An 18,806-nucleotide genomic window follows, 5' to 3' on the forward strand; every position below is an offset into this window, starting at 1 on the left:
AGGAAGGACATGAAAAATGATCGTTTAGGTGCCAACGTATTAAGCATGAAAGTCATTCCCAACGTGGATCCAGCTTTGGCCAAAGAGTTATCGTTAAAGCCAGAACATCGATCCCTAGGAATTGTGACTTCTGATTGTGATGATGTGACATACGTTGCACTGGATGAAGCAACAAAAGCGGCGGATGTCGAAGTCGTTTACGGAAAAAGTATGTATGCTGGAGCCGGAAATGCATCAACGAAGCTTGCCGGTGAAGTGATAGGCATCATTGCGGGACCCAGTCCAGCAGAAATTAATAGTGGATTAAGTGTGATAAACCAAGTCATTGAAGAAGAGGCAAGCTTTTATAGTGCCAATGACGACGATAGTATCGTATATTTTGCACACGTTGTTTCTAGAACTGGTAGTTTTCTTTCTGAACAAGCTAATATCCCAGAAGGCGAAGCAATTGCTTACCTTATTGCACCACCATTAGAAGCGATGGTTGCTTTAGATGCTGCCATGAAGGCTGCAGATGTGCAAATGGGCGTCTTTTATGGCCCACCTTCTGAAACAAATTTTGGTGGGGCATTGTTGACAGGAAGTCAATCTGCCTGTAAAGCTGCTTGTAGTGCATTTGAACAGGCAGTACAGAATATTGCCGATAATCCATTGGGTTATTAAGGATGTGTAGCAGATGAAAGCATTAGGTATGGTCGAGGTACGGGGCTTCTTAGGTGCCATCAGTGTGGCAGATGCAGCCGTTAAAGCAGCTGATGTCACATTATTAAAAGCGGAAATTATTCATGGTGGATTAACAACCGTCGAAGTTATTGGTGATGTGGCAGCCGTCAATGCAGCAGTAGAAGTGGGTGTTGAAGTAGCTAAGGAGCTGAATTGCTTGATAGCACACCACGTCATTTCTCGAGTGGATGCCCAAACAGAGATCATTTTGTCTGATTTAGAGCCAAAAAAAGAATCGCAATCAGAAGTAAAGACAGAACCACAAACAGACCCAATATCAGATCTACAAACACAAACAGAATCTAAAGTGACACTGCCAAACACTGAATCAGAATCAAGAGTGATGCCAGAGCCTAAAGATAAGTCTGACGCAGTGCCATCAGTGCTAGAAACCAAAGCATCAGACAAAGTACCTGTTGTCGATGCCGCTCAATTAAAAGAACTACAACGTAAACGAGTAGTGGATTTACGCAAACAAGCATACAAAATGAATTTGAGCACATTAAAGAAAAGTGAAATCAAATTAGCAAATAAAGAATCGTTGATCCAAGCAATTATGGCAGAAATAGAAAGAAGTGAAGACGAGTGGAATTAGTAGATAAAGATTTACGTTCCATCCAAGAAACAAGAAATTTGATCAGAAAAGCCAAGGAAGCGCAGCAAGAGTTAGCAACATTCTCACAAACACAAATCGACGCAATCGTAAAAGCTGTGTCTGAGGCCACCTTTGCCCAACGAGAAAAACTAGCAAAAATGGCCCATGAGGAAACAGGTTTTGGTATTTATGAGGACAAGATCATCAAAAATGCCTTTGCTTCAAAGGTCGTTTATGACGAGCTGAAAGATAAAGCGACTGTGGGCGTGATTCATGATGATGCGGCTAAAAAGGTCACAGAAATCGCTGTACCAGTAGGTGTGATTGCTGGACTTATTCCTTCGACCAATCCTACGTCAACAGTCATTTATAAAGCGCTGATTTCCTTAAAAGCAGCAAATAGCATTGTGTTTTCCCCCCATCCCAATGCACTAAAATCGATTGTTGCCACTGTTGAGATCATTCAACAAGCAGCAACAGCGGCAGGTGCCCCTGAAGGCTGTGTCTCGGTCATTCAAACACCTACAATGCAAGCAACAAGTGAATTGATGAAAAATAGCGATACGAACTTAATCTTGGCAACTGGCGGCAATGCAATGGTCAAAGCTGCGTATTCCTCTGGAACACCCGCAATCGGAGTGGGGCCTGGGAATGGTCCAGCCTATATTGAACGAAGTGCTAATATTCCTCATGCAGTTAAGCAAATCATGGACTCTAAGACATTTGATAATGGAACCATTTGTGCTTCTGAACAATCCATTATTGTAGAAAATGTCAATCGTGAAGCGGTCAAAGAAGAATTGATCAAGCAAGGGGCTTATTTCTTGAGTACAGACGAAGCGGATAAGTTAGCTAAATTTATCTTACGACCAAATGGAACAATGAATCCGCAAATCGTCGGTCGCTCGGTTCAACATATCGCATCCCTAGTTGGTTTGGCTATACCGCAAGATCGTCGCTTGATTGTGGCTGAAGAAACCCATGTTGGATTGAAGTATCCATTTTCAAGAGAAAAATTGGCACCAATCATCGCTTTTTATACAGTGGAGAATTGGGAAGCTGCTTGTACTTTATCGATTGAGATCCTCAAAGGTGAAGGTGCAGGCCACACAATGGGCATCCACACTGAAAATAAGGAAGTCATTCGAGCATTTGGTGCCAAAAAGCCAGTATCGCGATTGCTTGTCAATACATCTGGAACACTTGGTGGTATTGGCGCATCAACGAATTTAGTTCCAGCACTGACTCTCGGCTGCGGCGCTGTTGGAGGAAGTTCAACTTCAGACAATATTGGTGTTGAAAATTTATTCAACTTACGTAGAGTTGCTTATGGCGTTCGTGATCTAGAGGATATTCGTCGAGAATTTAGTCAGACAACGATCACACCAAACACAGCTATCACGGATAACAAAGAGGAGTTGATCAATACGATCATCGCTCAAGTAATGGATCGGCTTAAATAAGCCATCTCAACAAGCACAAAGAAGCTACAAAAGAAATTACAAAAGAAACTACAAAAGAAACTGCAAACAAAATAACTTTAGGATTTAAAGTTTAAGACTGAAATCCATTTGAGGATCGTCTTGAATTTTTAAAAATAAAAACAAACATTTTAGGAGGAAAATATAATGTCAAGTACAAACGCTTTAGGAATGATCGAAACTCGTGGTTTAGTAGGTGCGGTAGAAGCAGCAGATGCAATGGTTAAAGCGGCAAACGTCACATTGATTGGGAAAGAACAAGTTGGTGGCGGATTAGTTACTGTCATGGTTCGTGGAGATGTCGGTGCTGTCAAAGCAGCAACAGATGCTGGCGCTGCCGCTGCTGAACGAGTAGGAGAATTGTTATCTGTTCACGTGATCCCTCGTCCACATACGGAAGTAGATGCTATTTTACCACATGCTGTAACTGAATGATCATCTTAAATGTTTGGGACAGAAGTGAGTATGGCTTCTGTCCTAAACATTAAGTGAGGAGGGGTGTTATGACAGTCATTACCGAAGATGAACTTCGCAAAAAGGTACTTAGTAAAGAGTTATATGAGGGAATGGATCTCATTATTCCTTCAGGAAGTTTGCTGACACCAGCTGCAAAAAGTTATTTGCGCGAGCATCATATCACTAGCGTAACGACAAGTACTCAGAAAAGAGCCGATAGTTGTCCTATTCGGACCTCCTCGATCAAAACAAAGTCACTATCACGAAAGATAGAATATGAAATCCAGCACTTGAAGCATCTTCTTTATTTTCCTATGTTGAGAGATGACACGTTTCCTGCAGAACTATGGCTGTACTTTGAGAAACAACAAGCTTGGTTGGAGAATATCATTCAAGGAAAATTCTCGGTGATTGAACAAGCGATTGATCAAGAGCAAGTAGTGATAGAGAGCAGTCAGCAAAGACAATGGGATTATTCTTCAAAAGAAATCCAACTTCAATTGAACAAAATCCTATTCTTGTTCGAAGAAAAGCCTGATAGGCGCTATCAGTATTTCCAAGAATGGGCGGATGCGTTGATCCAAACAATGACTGTAGTAAAACTGAACTAGGAGATGAACACATTGGATTCAATCAATGAAATTGTTGAAGAAGTTATCAAACGAATTCAACTGCAAAATCACACATTTGAAGTAGAAGCTTCTGGACGTCACGTCCATTTGTCTCGTCGAGAAATCGATCATTTATTTGGATCAGGGTATCAGTTAACGAAAGTAAAAGATTTGTCACAACCTGGTCAATATGTATGTAAAGAACGAATCACTGTTGCAGGACCAAAAGGACTGTTCCAAAATGTCGTGATTTTAGGTCCTGAACGTAAGGAAGCACAAGTCGAAGTGTCAATGACAGATACTCGAATTTTAGGTATTAACGCGCCAGTTAGAGAAAGTGGAAAGATTGAAGGAACACCAGGGGTGACATTGATGAATGGCGCAACGACTGTTTCATTAGATCGCGGATTGATCGTGGCAAAACGACACATCCATATGACACCAGAAGATGCCCTAGCAAACAATGTGACTAACGGACAAATCGTCCAAGTAAAAGTACTAGGCACGCGACCATTGATTTTTGATGATGTAGTGATACGTGTCAGTCCTCATTTCGCGACGTATATGCATATTGATTATGATGAAGCAAACGCTTGTGGTTTATCAAAAGGTGTTCATGGTTACATCATTAAGTAAGAGGAGGTTGGACAATGAAAGTTTCTGAAATAGAAGAACTGGTTCAACAAATTACTGATCGTATCTGTCAGCAACTCCCAAAGCCTACCCTTGCTCTTGCTTTTTCGCAAGAGAAAAAAGAGATTCCTGCCGAATTATATACCCAGTTTCCCACTGTTCAGTGGAGAACCGGTGAAGATCAAGAGTCGGCTGGAATGATTGTGAAACAACTAACGATTTCTCAAATGTCCAGTATTGCTTTACTGCAAGAAAACGATCTATTGACCCGAAGAATACTTTCATTTTTGTTACAAGGAAAACCGATTCTTGTTTTAGAAACTTTGCCAGCAATTCCGAAAGAAACACCGCTTAAATATCAAGTGAAAAAGACAATTCAAGAATATCGAGACAAATGTCAGCAGTTTGGTCTGACATTCTATCGCTCCCCGCAAGACTATGCTGATTTTTGGAAATCCTGTCAGAAAAAATCAGTGCCTAAGGCATTGCCTAAGCGGACCTTCATCACCGAAAAACAATTGAAAAAAATGCTAGAATACCGCATTCCTCCAATAAAGAATGCGCAATTGACACCATTAGCACAAGATTATGCGCACACTCAAAAGTTGCTTATAAAGGGGGAAAAAGCATGCTTTTAGGAAAAGTTACCGGCAGTTTGTGGTCTACAAGAAAAGACGAGAAATTAAACGGGTGGAAATTTATGATGGTAGACATTTTGAATCAAGAAGAACAAAAACAAGGCTTTATTATTGCAGCGGATAATGCTGGCGCAGGAATTGGCGATAAAGTATTGATCAGTCAAGGTAATGCTGCTCGAATTTCTGCTGAAAATCCAGAAGTACCTATTGACGCAATGATCGTTGGCGTCATCGATGCTGCAGAGGAAGAATAAGGAGGTTGAATCTATGAGCATTAATGAAATTATTATGTATATTATGGTTCTTTTTATGATCATTGGAGGCATTGATAAATGCATCGGGAATAAATTAGGACTTGGAAAACAATTTGAAGAAGGTATCATGGCGATGGGGTCTTTAGCGTTATCAATGGTGGGGATCATCACGTTAGCCCCGGTCTTGGCGAATCTTTTAAGTCCTATCGTTGTTCCCGTCTATGAATTGCTGGGTGCTGATCCGGCAATGTTCGCGACAACACTACTAGCAAATGATATGGGGGGATTTGCTCTGGCACAGCAATTAGCAAATGATCCCCAAGCAGGGTTATTTGCTGGAGCAATCCTTGGGGCTATGATGGGACCAACAATTGTTTTCACCATTCCTGTTGCGTTGGGGATTATTCAAAAAGAAGATCAACAGTTTTTAGCCACAGGGGTGTTAAGTGGAATTATTACCATTCCTTTCGGGTTATTGGCCGGTGGTTTAACCGCAGGAATGCCAATGTCTATGATCCTTCCTAACTTGCTACCTATCATTATCGTTGCTGCATTGATCATCGTGGGATTATGGTTGGCACCAAACGGTATGATCAAAGGATTCCAGATTTTTGGTCAAGGTGTTGTCATCGTTGCGATTATCGGTTTGATTGTCGGAGCGATTCAGTTACTTGTGGGAATTACAGTCATTCCTGACATTGCACCTGTTACAGAAGGAATCGAAGTCGTAGGGAGCATCGCATTGACTTTAGCTGGGGCATTTTGTTTGGTTGCTGTGATTACGAAAGTGTTTAACAAACCATTAATGAAATTAGGGAAAGTTTTAGGGATGAATGAAGTGGCTGCTGCCGGTATGGTGGCAACATTAGCAAATAATATCCCAATGTTCCAAATGTTGAAAGATATGGATAACAGAGGAAAAATCATCAACATTGCTTTCGCTGTTTCTGCATCTTTTGTTTTAGGCGATCACCTAGGCTTTACGGCTGGGGTAGCAAAAGAAATGATTTTTCCTATGATCATTGGTAAATTAGTCGGTGGGATAACTGCTATTTTTGTAGCGATTTTTATGGCTAATCGTATGTTAGGGAAACCAGAAATAGAAACAAAATAATGAGGTGAAGATATGACAGAGTTTAATCGTAAAATGATCGAAACTTTGGTTCGTCAAATCGTAACTGAACAATTGATGCCAACAAAACAAGTGGATCCTAGCGGTGTTGCATCGATCAAGCTACCAGAGATCACTGTTTCTGAAGAAGATCGTCTGGATACGGGGAACCCCAATGATATTGTTTATACAAAGGATTTGTTCTCACTCGAAGAGAGTCCTCGTCTAGGTTGTGGATTGATGGTAATGAAAGAAACAACATTTGACTGGACGCTCGATTATGATGAAATCGACTATGTTATTTCTGGCAAATTAGATATTATTATTGATGGACGGAAAGTCTCTGCCAGTGCAGGTGAGCTCATTTTAATTCCTAAAAATAGCAAAATACAGTTTTCAGTCGCAGAAGAAGCCCGCTTTGTTTATGTCACTTTCCCGGCAGATTGGCAGAATCAATAAATTTGTTGAAAATAAGACACTATATATTTTCTTAAGTTGATACGCTACATCAGGTGTTCCTTTTATTTATAGGGATGCCTTTTTTCAAAAAGACCCTTTAGTTAATTAATATACGTTTGGAAGAAAAGATGTTTTTTACAAAGCATACGTGCCGATCTGTAGGATAAAAACGAAGTTCTATGTAAGTAGACAGGACAAAACAAAAAACAATTGAATGAGCAACTCGTATCTATTGTTCGAAATAGTTGCAAAAATGGTTTATTTCAAATATCTTTAAGGAGCAACATGCATTAATCATAGAAGAGTATTAGGACAAAAGGCTTGGGGAAGACTTTTTGTAGACACCTAATACTCTTCGTTTTTGTATTTTATCATGATATCAGCTAGTTTGTATTAAATGGACGAAATTTCGTCCACCATGTTTTGATAGGATCCTCCCATGGTGAATTCTGGCGTGATCGTACAACTCAATGTTTGTTTTGTTCAGGCTGATACGTATCTTCGATCAGTGTGTGGTCAAGCTTTTCAGTCTAAATTCAATTGCTTCATCGTAATCATTTATGACAAGAGCAATATTTTGTTTCACGATTACTCTTCCTTTATAGCGATGCAAGTATCATTCTGAGCTAAAGACAATTATTCGCCACAATAGCGGACTAAGGGAAATCTAAAAAATTATCACTAAATAAGCCAAATAATTTTATTTAACGAGGGAGGTCAGCCTTAAAATAATAGCGAAATCACTAAAAATCGGCGGGATATAGTTAAAAACAAAATGGAGAAAAACTTTCCTGCTTTACGCTCGATCTCATATCTTCGATCATTTCTATCAGTTAAAACTCGGTTAGAAATCGAGCACAAAATAGTCCGTTAGTAATTTTAAGTAAAAAAGCAAATAGTAATAAGAAAAGGGTTCCCCTAATAAAAGATACGATCACTCCCTCACAATCTGATGAGTAAGAGCAAATGCTTGCTCTGAAAAGTTTATTTTATCGCTATCTGTACCATTAACCTTTAGTGAATCATTTAACTTGAAAATATTTAAGGATGGTCATAAGATAGTTTTATCAAATATATAAGGAGTGTTATCTATGGCAAACTATGAAGAAAAAGAATCAAAAGCATTGTTAAAAATCGGAGAAGTTTTGGACAAGTTAGATTCTAATTTAGCAGAATTAGATTCTCTAGAAGCAGATGCTAAAAAACATAGTATGAAGAAGTGGATTGTTGAGAAGAAAGCGATTCATGAAATCAAGAAGATCGCACACGAAGCAGGTAAATACGAAACGTATGATGAGAAAGAATTACAAAAAGAGTTGGATGAAGTAGAAAAATATATATAAGGAAGAGACGTTTTCTTTTCGTTTTTTTCTCTTATTTTAGTTAAAATAAATTTCCAGCACACTAAGGATAAATTTGCTTGATCAAAGGGAAGCCCGCTTGCTTGTTTTATGAGTAAGGAGGCTTCTTTGCTTATACAAGCGACTAAAAGAATGCATCTGTCGCGATGCTGGTCAGCTTGACTGTTAACTGATAATCTCAGAGAAGACAGGTTAAAAATAAAAAAGAAGCAAGATGAACCTCGTAGAAACAAGGTTCATCTCACTTTGGAAAAACTACGAAAATCTAATCGATTTTAGTCTATGGAGATGGCGGGAGTCGAACCCGCGTCCAAACATATTGCTACCTAAAAATCTACGCTCATAGTCAGCTCATTTAAGGATTCGCTTTACAGCTTGCCGAGTGACAGGCAGTCTGTATTGCTAGTCTGATGTTCTCTTTTTTAACTTGCAGACGGAAAGTTAAAACGTATCCCACTTAGAATAGGACCCTTACTCGAGCACATGGGCGATGCCGAGAGGATCTACGCTAACTGTTTTTAGGCAGCTAAAGCGTAAGAGTTTTCGTTTTTAGCAGTTATATTTAACTGTAACGTTTTAACGTAGACGTAACCTACGAAGCGCAATTCAGGCTCAACTATGCCTGTCGAATCCGTAACATCCCCCTGATAAAAGGGGTATCGCTACCAACCATTAGTATAACATAATTTGCGCTATATGCAAAGATTTAGATCAATTCAAAATGATTCAAGGCATGCACGATGCCGCCTTCAGTATTTTTAAGAGTAACAAAATCAGCAATCTCTTTTAGTTCTGGCAAGCCATTGCCCATGGCAATTTTATAGTCGCAAGCTTCTAAAAGAGCGAAGTCATTGCTACCGTCACCAAAGCCAAATGTTGGCACATCTTTGAGATTTAGTAAGTTCACCAATGTCTTAATTCCCGTTCCTTTAGAGGTGCCGCTTTTCACGACATCAATTGAAAAAGGTGTATTGCGGTAGAAAGTCAATTCAGGGAACTGTTCTTTATAGACTGTTTCATTGGCGATACCTAATACGAGCATCATATTGATCCGGTCTTTTTCATAACGGAATGGATCGATTTCTGGAAGGGGGCTGCGGACATAATTGTAAGCCTCGATCATCTCATCATTGTGTCCAGTTGCCCAGTAACCGTTCTCGTTATAATATGAAAGTTCGTCGCCATGATCTCTCACGGCTTCCAACATCCGTGCGCAGAGATTTTTATCTAATGTGTCTGAAAACACTTCTTTGCCATCGATACGAATGAATGCCCCATTCATGACAATATTTGAGGTGATCCCAGCAGCCTCGCGAATAGCAAGAACTTCTGTTTCCGTTCTGCCGGTTGCAATGATTGGTAAAACATCATTTTGGCGTAGGCGATGCATGGCCTCAGAAATTTCGGGGGTGATCTGTGAGTGTTCATCTAGTAGTGTGCCATCTAAATCAAAAAATGCTAAAGCTTTATAATTCATACAGTTTTCTCCTACTCTTATTGACAGTTACAAAATCAATCTTAACAAAGATTGCTAAAAACGCAAACCTTTATGAAGAAACCGTGAAGTTGTTGGTAGATAGGAGGTTTTCGAGTATACTAGAGAAAGAATGGAGTGGGAATATGATTTTTTTAGTGATTGGAGCGATTTTCTTTTTGATCGGTTTTGTTTTTTTGATTCTCCCTTCAAAGAAAATCAATTTTATCTACGGCTATCGTTCTTATTTAGCAAAACAGAATGAACGAAATTGGCAGTATGCACAAAAGATCTGTACGCGGTATTTTCTGCTGTTTGGGGGAGTCATGACATTGATAGGAATCCTACTGAAGTGGCAGGGATGGACCAATTTCTTTCTCTTAGAAATGATTGCAATTCCTTGGTTTATTGTACCGATTTTTGGTTTGATCGAAGAAAAGCTGCAACAATTTGATGAACAACATAGGGGTGAAGACAATGAATATTCTAATGATTGAAGACAATGAATCTGTTTCAGAAATGATGCAAATGTTTTTTTTGAATGAAGGTTGGGATGCGACTTTCAAATATGATGGCAAAGAGGGACTGGAAGCTTTTGCCGAAACTCCAGAAAAATGGGATATGATCACGCTGGATTTAAATTTGCCTACCATGGATGGAATGATCGTTGCCAGAGAGATTCGCAAGATTTCTAATACAGTGCCCATTATTATGCTGACTGCCCGTGATTCAGAAAGTGATCAAGTGATTGGGCTGGAAATGGGCGCGGATGATTATGTGACGAAACCATTTAGTCCATTAACATTGATTGCTCGTATCAAAGCCCTGCATCGAAGGAGTGAAATTGCTGAGAAGGCAAGTTCTGAGACTTCAGACACGACATTTGATATCGTTACCGATCACTTTAAAATGAATACCAAGACTCGGGAGGCTTATTTGAATGGCAAATTGATCGATGGTCTGACGCCCAAAGAATTTGATTTGCTTTATACATTAGCGAAAAAACCGCGACAAGTCTTTTCCCGGGAACAATTACTAGAGTTGGTTTGGGATTATCAATATTTTGGTGACGAGCGTACCGTCGATGCGCATATCAAAAAGTTGCGGCAAAAAATTGAAAAAGTGGGACCGCAAGTGATTCAGACTGTTTGGGGAGTTGGCTACAAATTTGATGATGCAGGTGCTGCCTAATGCGGTATCTTTATCAACAATTGATTGCGTTTTTTGCTGTGATTCTAGTCATTTTGATGACGATTGGAGTAGCGTTTACCCAAATGACCAGACAGACATTGCAAGAGCGCAATTACGAGCAATTGATGGGGTATGCCTCTTCCGTAGCAAAAATTTCCCAGATCAGTGACTCAGAATTTTTTCAGCAGAACATGACGCGAGATGAATATTTGCAGTATTCACTACATCTTGCTGAAAATATTCTGAGCAATCAAGATATTTCTTTTGCTTTTTTTAAAAGTCCGAAAGAACAAATCTATCCATTAGATACGGCGGGACGAGCGGTCGACTTTAGCATTTCAGAATCAGATTGGCAGTCATTGCAAAATGGTGGTCGATTACAAATGACTTCGAATACCAATTTATTCGGCGAACGAGAGTTGACTTCCTATGTGTTGATTCCTTTTTCTGTTAATCGGACGGATTTTTATGGCGTGATGGTGGTTTCACAATCTGCTAGCAATATTTTGAATCTAGTCAGTGCTTTTAATCAGAACTTATTCAAAGTCTTCTTGATTTCGATCATTGTTTCGCTATTGATCAGTTATCTATTCGCGACTTTCCAAGTTCGGCGGATCAATCGGATGAAGCGGGCAACCAAAGAAATTACGAATGGGAATTTTGACATCTCATTACCTGTTCATAATCGCGATGAATTTGATGAATTGGCAGAAGACTTTAACCAAATGTCCCAGTCATTGAAAGAGTCGCATGAAGAAATTGAGCGTCAGGAAGAACGGCGACGGCAATTTATGGCTGATGCTTCCCATGAAATGCGTACGCCTTTAACCACTATCAATGGGTTGCTAGAAGGATTAGAATACCATGCAATTCCAGAGAATCAGCGAGACAATGCGATCCGCTTGATGAAAAATGAGACCAATCGTTTGATTCGTTTAGTGAATGAAAATCTGGATTATGAAAAAATCAGAACCAATCAGATTTCTATGGTCATTAAGAAGTTTGATGCGACCAAGACAATGACCAATTTGTTGACGCAATTGGAAAGCAAAGCAGAAGTCGCAAACGATCGTTTGATTCTGGAAACAGAGGAGCCGATCGACGTCTATGCCGACTATGACCGGTTTGTTCAAATTATGGTTAACATACTCCAAAATGCGATTCAATTCACACAAGATGGTGAGATCCGCGTGCGAATCGAAAAAGGCTATCTAGAAACGATCATTGAGATTTCTGATACAGGAATCGGTATGTCCGAAGAACAAGTCAAAAATATTTGGGATCGCTACTATAAAGTTGATCCTTCTCGAAAAAATCGACAATTTGGTGAATCGGGATTAGGGTTATCGATAGTGGAACAGTTGGTTCGCCTCCACAAAGGTAAAATCGAAGTCGATAGCGAATTGGGGCAAGGAACGACCTTCAAAGTGACTTTTCCCGATATCGAAATAGAAGAATAAGCTAGAAACATACAGTATGCTTTTTTGCAGTGATAGACAAAAAGGAAACCATCGTCATCGATGGTTTCCTTTTTGTGTACCTATAAAATAGAAAAGTCTCATTGTTTTGTGATATAGGGGGTATGAGCCAAGCGTTCATCTTCATTCATTAAATAGATCGATAGCTGAAATTGTTTTGCTAGTTGACTGCATAAAGGCAGAAGGGCTTGGATGTCGGCGGTATGTAAATTTTTTGAAAGAGTCTCTAAAACTATGACCGGTTTTTCCAATAAAAGTGCCAGTAACAATTGTACTTTAACTTCTTCTAAAGAAGTGAGTTCATCTAAGGATCTTTTCAAAAAAGACGGTTCTAAATGAACGGCAGTTAACAGCTCTTCCAAAGGTTTTTCTTTTTTATTGGCTAAGGAAAGATTATCTTTCAATGATAGAAAGGGGACATACTGCCATTTTGGCTCGATGGTAACCGCTTGGTTAGTTTGCAGAAAGTGTGCCAACGTCTCTTTCGCAGCAAGGTCATTGGCTGCAAGATAGAAAAGACCTGGGATGTTTAGTTGATTTTTTGGTTTTTCCATTGCTGATTCCTCCAATAAAAACAGTGGCTGGTGACGACGACTAACGTAATGATTGAGACTGAACCAACGAGTAGGACAAAGGTTTGGCGTAAACTTTTTAGAATCATTGACAACCATTCATTGCTGTTCAATTCAACATTCTGAATGAATGCTTGGCTTGTTTGTGGAATCGTGATGCCGAAATCCGCTGTTGTTTGGCTATTGACCGACTGCCAAATCTGCAAGGAGGCATCTTCTCTGTCGAAAGTTGTGATATGACTGGTAATCATTTCTCGTTGAAAGAAAGGCTGAAATAGAATCAGCAATGCAAAGACGAGGACGATGATTGCAAGCAGTGGCAGGAGGACTTCCAAGAGCTGCATTCCTACCCATTGCCGCGAGGAAGCTCCGCTCATCAGCCATGCCTGAAATTCCTTTCTTTTCATTCGTTGATAAAAAATAATGAAACCTGTGAAGACCAATAGGAAACTGACGAAAATCAACAGAAAAAGATTCTGATAAATAGATGCAATCGGTTGGATCTCTTGTGCGATTTTTGCCGGCATTTCTTCACCAATCAAATAATCTTTGGCTTGTGTAAATAATTGGTTCAATGAGTGGAGCAGAGTATCACTAATGATTAAACCAATCACGGCAAAAAAGGTCAACAATCCATAGAGGATCAATGCTTTTTTATGATAATGAATGCTGGCTACAGCAAAACGAAAAGTTTTCATTCAATTCACCTCATTCTACTATCTAGTATAAAAGGGGAGTTTGAATAAAGTATGAAGTTCTTGTACAAAAAAAAGAAAGTCAGCGGAGACTTCTTGATTTTTTGTGCAAAAAAGTACCGCGAGCGATCAAACGCTAGCGGTACTTTTGATTGAAGCTTATTTATCGGTCTCTTTGACCATTTCTTCGTATTCTTTATAGGTCTTCGTATGATACAAATCGACGGTCGATTTCTCACCATTTTTTGAGAAGACACTCGTTGAATCGGCACCGAGTTCTTTTTCTTTGGCACTCAGTTTTTGTAAGGCATTTTTGTAATCATAGTTATCTGGATCGACTTCTTTCAATCCGCTTTTCGCATAGAAGCGCAACAGATCTCCATTATTGATTTGATCAGAGACCGACAGTTGCTTATCGACTTTGGCTTTCCATTCATCCACTTGCTTTTGTAAGCTTGCTGAAGGACTTGGGATCGCCATGCCAGTACTGTTACTGTAAAGGACGCCTCCGTAATAAGTATACTCTGGTGTAACAAAGTCACCGTCTCTAAATGCAACGAGCTGTTCGTTTTGTTTCGAGAACAAATCTTGTCCTAATTGGATATATTTCGAAGTATCTACACCTAACAGATGAAGTAAGGTTGGTAAAGCATCCACTTGACCACCGTACGTATGATTGATTCCGCCCTTCGATTGTCCAGGAATATGGATCATGTAAGGGACACGCTGTAAGGCTGCATTATCAAAATTAGACCAGCTAGCGCTGTCTTTACCAAGCAATTCTGCTAAGTTTTTGTTTCGCGAATTTGAAATACCGTAGTGGTCACCGTATAAGACGATCACAGAATTATCATACAGACCAGATTCTTTCAAGTAGTTGAAGAATTCTTCAACTGCTCGATCCAAGTAGTTGGCAGTAGCAAAGTACCCGTTGATCGTTTCATCAGAAGTTGTTGCTAACGGGAAGCCACCTTCATCATTGGTAAATTCAGAGTATGGGTAGTGATTAGAGACAGCGATAAATTTGGCGTAAAATGGTTGTTGCAACCGTTCCAAGTATTGCGCTGATTGTTCAAAAAATGGTTTGTCATGCAACCCATATTGGAATGAGTTATCTTCGTTGACATCATAGTAAGAAGCATCAAAGAAGTAATCATAGCCAAAGCGTTTGTAAGTCTCGTTTCGGTTCCAGAAGGTACCAGTGTTTCCATGAAAAACAGCTGATGTGTAGCCTTGTGTTTGTCCTAAAATATCTGGTGCTGCTTCAAAGGTATTCTTCCCGCCAAGTTGCGTGAAGAGAGCCCCTTGATTCAAACCAAAGAGTGAATTCTCAAAAAGTGTTTCCGCGTCACTGGTTTTTCCAGCTTTGACTTGATGGAAGAAATTATCAAAGCTAAATGTGCTTTTACTATGATACAAACTATTAATGAATGGCATCACTTCATGTTCTACGCCATTCTCATCTTTTAATTTATAATCGATCAGAAATTGTTGTGTACTTTCTAAATGGACATAAATGACATTTTTTCCTTTAGCGATCCCGAACATGTCGTCATTAGGTTCTGCATAATGCTGCTTGACATAACTTTCGACTTCGTTCATATCATTGGGACTAGCTTCTGCTCGAACTTGAGAAGCTTGATACGTCTGCACACCATCATAAACAGTAAATGCATTGATCCCTAAATATTTGACCAAGTAATCACGAGAAAAAGTTCTAGTCAATAATTCTGGACGATCTGCTTCGGCTAAGAATAAATTTCCTGAGAAGATCATTACTGCCAATGTTGAAATGGCAAAAGCCATCCGAGCTTTAACGGGACGCTGATCCATTTTGATTTTCTTCATAACGAGAGCGGCAATCAAAATGACGAAGTCCACGAAGTACAATAAATCGTAAGGTCTGAAAAGACGAATCGCACTTTCTCCCAGACCACTAGCAACTTTTCCGGCACCAAGCATCGTATTGATGGTAATGAAATCCGTGAACTCTCGATAATAACTGACATTTGAGAACAGTAGCAGTGTCATCAAGAAATAGATGGCGATCATGGTGATATAGGCTGCTTTTGTTCGTCTCACATACAGTGCGATCGAAAGTAAAAATAAAGTTGTTGCGATTGGATTGATAAATAAGATGAAGTATTGCACAGTGCTTTCAATCCCAAGGTGGAAGTCCACCAAATAAGCAAAGATATTTTTTAACCAAAATAATAGGGCCAATATGAAAAAAAAGCCCATTCTTGTATTCACAAAAGTGGATACTCTATTTTTTTTCAAAGGAATCTTCCTCTCTCTTTCCAGCTTAAACGAATAAGATTCGAATTTACATCATCCTATATTCTACTAGTCCATCGAAACAGTGTCAATCGAATTCCCTGTCGTGGTGCGGAATTAAGTATTTCTTTACTTTCAAGATTACAGACAAAGAAACAGGTTTTTGCTATACTTATCAATAGAATGAATGGAGCAGATAAACGATGAAAATGAATTTAAGCAAAAAAGGAATCAAAAAATTCCATAAAAAAAACCCATTGATCCAAGAAGATGATCTCCTGCAAGTCAAAGATACACAGGATTGGGTCTCTTTTGTCGATTCGCAAGGGAAAATTGTCGGAACCGGCTATTTAGGGAAACAGAATAAAGGCATCGGCTGGGTATTGGCTTTTGAAGATCGTCCGATCAACAAGGACTTTTTTGAAGCAGCTTTTGCAAAAGCCAAAGCCAAAAGAAGTGCTTACTATGCCAGCGAAGAAACAGATGCTTTTCGTATCGTTAATGGAGAAGGTGACCACTTAGGTGGATTAACGATTGATCTCTATCGAGAATTTGCCGTATTTTCTTGGTATAACGAAACATTGTACCAAAATAAATCTCTATTGATCCAAGCGTTCCAACAAGTTTTTCCAGAAGTCAAAGGAGCGGTTGAAAAAATCCGCTTTGACTCTGATCTGCCAGAATCAGCAGCCGTCTATGGAGAGGAGGCGCCCGAACCGCTGATTGTGAAAGAAAATGGCGTTCACTATGCTACCTATCTTAATGAGGGACTGATGACCGGGATTTTCCTTGATCAAAAGGAAGTACGCGGACAACTCGCCGAAGGGCTGTCAGCAGGCATGACAGTGCTCAATATGTTTAGTTATACCGGTGCTTTTTCTGTTGCGGCTGCGATGGGCGGTGCGACAAAGACAACGAGTGTTGATCTTGCCAAGCGCAGTTTGGAGAAGACCAAAGAGCAGTTTGCAATCAATGGCTTTGATCCAGAAAAACAGAAGATTCATGTGATGGATGTTTTTGGCTATTTTAAGTATGCTAAGAAAAAAGAGCTGACCTTTGATATGATCATTTTAGATCCGCCTAGTTTTGCCCGCAACAAGAAAAAAGTCTTTTCTGTTGCAAAAAATTATGGTGAACTGGTTACGGATAGTTTGGCGATTATGAATGAGGAAGGCTTGTTGATTGCTTCAACGAATGCTGCCAACCTTTCCCAAAAGAAGTTTCAACAAATGATCGAGGAAGCAATGGATCAGGCACAAGTCACATATCAATGTATACAAGAATATCGACTGCCAAGTGATTTTGCAGTTGATCCTAACTTTTTAGAAGGGAATTACTTAAAAGTATTCTTTTACCAAATCAAAAAGGAGTGAGACGGATGGTTCAAGTAAAGTCAATCGAGTTGGATGGCAAGCACCCGCGCATTTGTGTGCCGCTGACCGGAACAACTAATGAGGAGATTATCAAGCAAGCCCTAGCCGCAGAAACTTCGGATGCAGAGATCATTGAGTGGCGGGCTGATTATTATAAAAAAGTCGATAGTTTATCTGACGTTCTGGATGTACTTTCTCACGTTCGGACCACTCTAAAATCAAAAGTTTTTCTGTTTACGTTTCGAACCATCGAAGAAGGGGGACAAATCCCTTTCACTTTGACACAATATAAACATTTATGTCTAGGCGTTGCAGAATCTGGATTGATCGATATGATTGATGTGGAACTGGAAAAAGCTGAGTTTTTAGGCAGAAACTTTATTCAGAAAATCAAAGAACATCAAGTGAAATTGGTGTTAAGCAGTCACGATTTCGACAAAACACCAGAAGATGCTGTGTTGATCTTAAAAATCGGGATTATGAATCAATTTGGCGCTGATATCGGAAAACTAGCAATGATGCCTCACAATGTGCAGGACGTTTTGCGTTTGATGGGCATTATCAATAAAGCGCGGGGATTCAATCAATTACCTTTAGCAGTCATGTCAATGGGAAATCTAGGCAAAATCAGCCGCGTCAGTGGCAGTCTGATCGATTCAGTCATGACTTTTGCTGCGCTGGATCAAGCTTCTGCCCCTGGTCAGATTCCAGTGGAGCGGATGAAAGATTATTTAGCTGAGTTTTCAATCGAAACAATGAAAAATTAAACAATCGGGAACATAAACAGAAAAAAATGGGGCAGACTAGTCCTATAGTTTCGAGCAGTCTTAAATGAGACTCTTAAAATTGAAGTCGTAAAGAAAGAACCAGAAGTTTGGATAAATGAGGAATGCGTCATGGCAAAAGTAAAAAAAACAAATGCGATTCGGATGGTAGAACAAAAGAAACTCTCCTATCAGGAATATACGTACGAATGGTCAGAAGATCATTTGGATGCAGGGTCTGTTGCTCAGCAAATCGCTCATCCAGAAGCCATCTATAAAACGCTGGTAGCAGTTGGCAATAAAACGGGTCCCATCGTCGCAGTCATCCCTGGAGATCACGAATTAGATTTGAAGAAAATTGCTAAAGCCAGCGGCAACAAAAAAGTAGAAATGTTGCACTTACGAGACCTAGAAGAGACCACAGGGTATATTCGCGGTGGATGTTCACCGATCGGCATGAAGAAGCTCTTTCCAACCTATATTGATGAAAGTGCGCAACATTTGGAAGAAATCATCATCTCAGCAGGAAAGCGTGGTTTACAAATCGGACTGTCTCCAACAGATTTGAGCAAATTAGTCCGCGGACAGTTTGTCTCGCTGACTGCTATTTCTGAAGTTGATTAAACAGGAACAGACAAAACAACAGAGCCGCTGCATTGA

General features: G+C 39.7%; 21 protein-coding genes and 1 other RNA gene. 17 read left to right on the top strand and 5 right to left on the bottom strand.

Features of this window, described 5'->3' with window-relative positions:
• Window positions 1-9 precede the first annotated feature (9 nt).
• From eutL to FE005_RS09310, 11 genes are all read left to right on the top strand, one after another.
• Window positions 10-663 (top strand): ethanolamine utilization microcompartment protein EutL, encoded by a 654-nt coding sequence (eutL, locus tag FE005_RS09260; RefSeq protein ID WP_002345858.1) that lies wholly within the window; start codon window positions 10-12, stop codon window positions 661-663.
• Between the two features lie 13 nt (window positions 664-676).
• The gene (locus FE005_RS09265; protein WP_138371689.1) at window positions 677-1,318 is read left to right on the top strand and encodes a BMC domain-containing protein; all 642 of its coding nucleotides are present in this window, start codon (window positions 677-679) and stop codon (window positions 1,316-1,318) included.
• Window positions 1,309-2,781, top strand: coding sequence for an acetaldehyde dehydrogenase (acetylating) (locus tag FE005_RS09270; RefSeq protein WP_081131279.1), 1,473 nt, complete (start codon window positions 1,309-1,311; stop codon window positions 2,779-2,781). Before FE005_RS09265 ends, FE005_RS09270 begins: the two co-directional genes overlap by 10 nt.
• Before the next feature lie 165 nt (window positions 2,782-2,946).
• Window positions 2,947-3,234: an ethanolamine utilization microcompartment protein EutM gene (eutM, locus tag FE005_RS09275; protein ID WP_002345855.1), complete on the top strand. Its 288-nt coding sequence runs from the start codon at window positions 2,947-2,949 to the stop codon at window positions 3,232-3,234.
• Between the two features lie 68 nt (window positions 3,235-3,302).
• Window positions 3,303-3,866, top strand: a complete 564-nt coding sequence (locus FE005_RS09280) for a hypothetical protein (protein ID WP_254696980.1) — start codon at window positions 3,303-3,305, stop codon at window positions 3,864-3,866.
• A gap of 3 nt (window positions 3,867-3,869) precedes the next feature.
• A complete protein-coding gene (gene eutD, locus FE005_RS09285) occupies window positions 3,870-4,502 on the top strand; it encodes an ethanolamine utilization phosphate acetyltransferase EutD (RefSeq protein WP_025478888.1) in 633 nt (210 codons plus the stop codon).
• Between the two features lie 14 nt (window positions 4,503-4,516).
• Window positions 4,517-5,137: an ethanolamine utilization protein gene (locus tag FE005_RS09290; protein ID WP_138371690.1), complete on the top strand. Its 621-nt coding sequence runs from the start codon at window positions 4,517-4,519 to the stop codon at window positions 5,135-5,137.
• Window positions 5,128-5,391: a EutN/CcmL family microcompartment protein gene (locus FE005_RS09295; RefSeq protein WP_002345851.1), complete on the top strand. Its 264-nt coding sequence runs from the start codon at window positions 5,128-5,130 to the stop codon at window positions 5,389-5,391. Before FE005_RS09290 ends, FE005_RS09295 begins: the two co-directional genes overlap by 10 nt.
• Window positions 5,392-5,404: 13 nt before the next feature.
• Window positions 5,405-6,505 carry an ethanolamine utilization protein EutH gene (eutH, locus tag FE005_RS09300; RefSeq protein ID WP_021149532.1) on the top strand — a complete coding sequence of 367 codons (1,101 nt, stop codon included), beginning with the start codon at window positions 5,405-5,407 and terminating at the stop codon, window positions 6,503-6,505.
• A gap of 12 nt (window positions 6,506-6,517) precedes the next feature.
• The gene (locus FE005_RS09305; RefSeq protein WP_003127755.1) at window positions 6,518-6,961 is read left to right on the top strand and encodes a cupin domain-containing protein; all 444 of its coding nucleotides are present in this window, start codon (window positions 6,518-6,520) and stop codon (window positions 6,959-6,961) included.
• A 1,091-nt stretch (window positions 6,962-8,052) separates the two neighbouring features.
• The gene (locus FE005_RS09310; RefSeq protein ID WP_138371691.1) at window positions 8,053-8,304 is read left to right on the top strand and encodes a hypothetical protein; all 252 of its coding nucleotides are present in this window, start codon (window positions 8,053-8,055) and stop codon (window positions 8,302-8,304) included.
• A gap of 298 nt (window positions 8,305-8,602) precedes the next feature.
• Here FE005_RS09310 and ssrA read toward each other — a convergent pair.
• Together ssrA and FE005_RS09320 are read right to left on the bottom strand one after the other, a co-directional pair.
• Window positions 8,603-8,966, bottom strand: a transfer-messenger RNA (tmRNA) gene (ssrA, locus tag FE005_RS09315).
• A 62-nt stretch (window positions 8,967-9,028) separates the two neighbouring features.
• On the bottom strand, window positions 9,029-9,799 hold the full coding sequence (locus FE005_RS09320; protein WP_003127820.1) for a Cof-type HAD-IIB family hydrolase: 771 nt from the start codon (window positions 9,797-9,799) through the stop codon (window positions 9,029-9,031).
• 143 nt (window positions 9,800-9,942) lie between these two features.
• On the opposite strand from FE005_RS09320, the gene FE005_RS09325 reads away from it, so the two are divergent.
• Genes FE005_RS09325 through FE005_RS09335 form a run of 3 tightly spaced genes read left to right on the top strand, consistent with a single transcriptional unit; the run spans window position 9,943 to window position 12,447 of the window.
• Window positions 9,943-10,293: an SdpI family protein gene (locus FE005_RS09325; protein WP_003127822.1), complete on the top strand. Its 351-nt coding sequence runs from the start codon at window positions 9,943-9,945 to the stop codon at window positions 10,291-10,293.
• Window positions 10,274-10,987, top strand: coding sequence for a response regulator transcription factor (locus FE005_RS09330; RefSeq protein WP_003127824.1), 714 nt, complete (start codon window positions 10,274-10,276; stop codon window positions 10,985-10,987). The genes FE005_RS09325 and FE005_RS09330 overlap by 20 nt, the downstream gene beginning before the upstream one ends.
• Window positions 10,987-12,447, top strand: a complete 1,461-nt coding sequence (locus tag FE005_RS09335; RefSeq protein ID WP_103301296.1) for a HAMP domain-containing sensor histidine kinase — start codon at window positions 10,987-10,989, stop codon at window positions 12,445-12,447. The genes FE005_RS09330 and FE005_RS09335 overlap by 1 nt, the downstream gene beginning before the upstream one ends.
• A gap of 98 nt (window positions 12,448-12,545) precedes the next feature.
• Here the strand turns inward: FE005_RS09335 and FE005_RS09340 are convergent, their stop codons facing one another.
• From FE005_RS09340 to FE005_RS09350, 3 genes are all read right to left on the bottom strand, one after another.
• Window positions 12,546-13,019: a hypothetical protein gene (locus tag FE005_RS09340; RefSeq protein ID WP_103301297.1), complete on the bottom strand. Its 474-nt coding sequence runs from the start codon at window positions 13,017-13,019 to the stop codon at window positions 12,546-12,548.
• Window positions 12,995-13,735 carry a hypothetical protein gene (locus FE005_RS09345; RefSeq protein WP_103301298.1) on the bottom strand — a complete coding sequence of 247 codons (741 nt, stop codon included), beginning with the start codon at window positions 13,733-13,735 and terminating at the stop codon, window positions 12,995-12,997. The genes FE005_RS09340 and FE005_RS09345 overlap by 25 nt, the downstream gene beginning before the upstream one ends.
• Before the next feature lie 156 nt (window positions 13,736-13,891).
• The gene (locus FE005_RS09350; RefSeq protein ID WP_081131302.1) at window positions 13,892-15,973 is read right to left on the bottom strand and encodes an LTA synthase family protein; all 2,082 of its coding nucleotides are present in this window, start codon (window positions 15,971-15,973) and stop codon (window positions 13,892-13,894) included.
• 239 nt (window positions 15,974-16,212) lie between these two features.
• Between FE005_RS09350 and FE005_RS09355 the strand changes: the two genes are divergently transcribed.
• From FE005_RS09355 to ybaK, 3 genes are all read left to right on the top strand, one after another.
• Window positions 16,213-17,382, top strand: coding sequence for a class I SAM-dependent rRNA methyltransferase (locus FE005_RS09355; protein WP_081131283.1), 1,170 nt, complete (start codon window positions 16,213-16,215; stop codon window positions 17,380-17,382).
• A 5-nt stretch (window positions 17,383-17,387) separates the two neighbouring features.
• A complete protein-coding gene (gene aroD / locus FE005_RS09360; RefSeq protein ID WP_060815281.1) occupies window positions 17,388-18,149 on the top strand; it encodes a type I 3-dehydroquinate dehydratase in 762 nt (253 codons plus the stop codon).
• A gap of 129 nt (window positions 18,150-18,278) precedes the next feature.
• The gene (gene ybaK, locus FE005_RS09365; RefSeq protein WP_086269428.1) at window positions 18,279-18,770 is read left to right on the top strand and encodes a Cys-tRNA(Pro) deacylase; all 492 of its coding nucleotides are present in this window, start codon (window positions 18,279-18,281) and stop codon (window positions 18,768-18,770) included.
• The last annotated feature ends 36 nt before the right edge of the window (window positions 18,771-18,806 follow it).

The sequence above is a fragment of the Enterococcus sp. M190262 genome (assembly GCF_005843965.1).
Classification (GTDB): Bacteria; Bacillota; Bacilli; order Lactobacillales; family Enterococcaceae; genus Enterococcus_D; species Enterococcus_D gallinarum.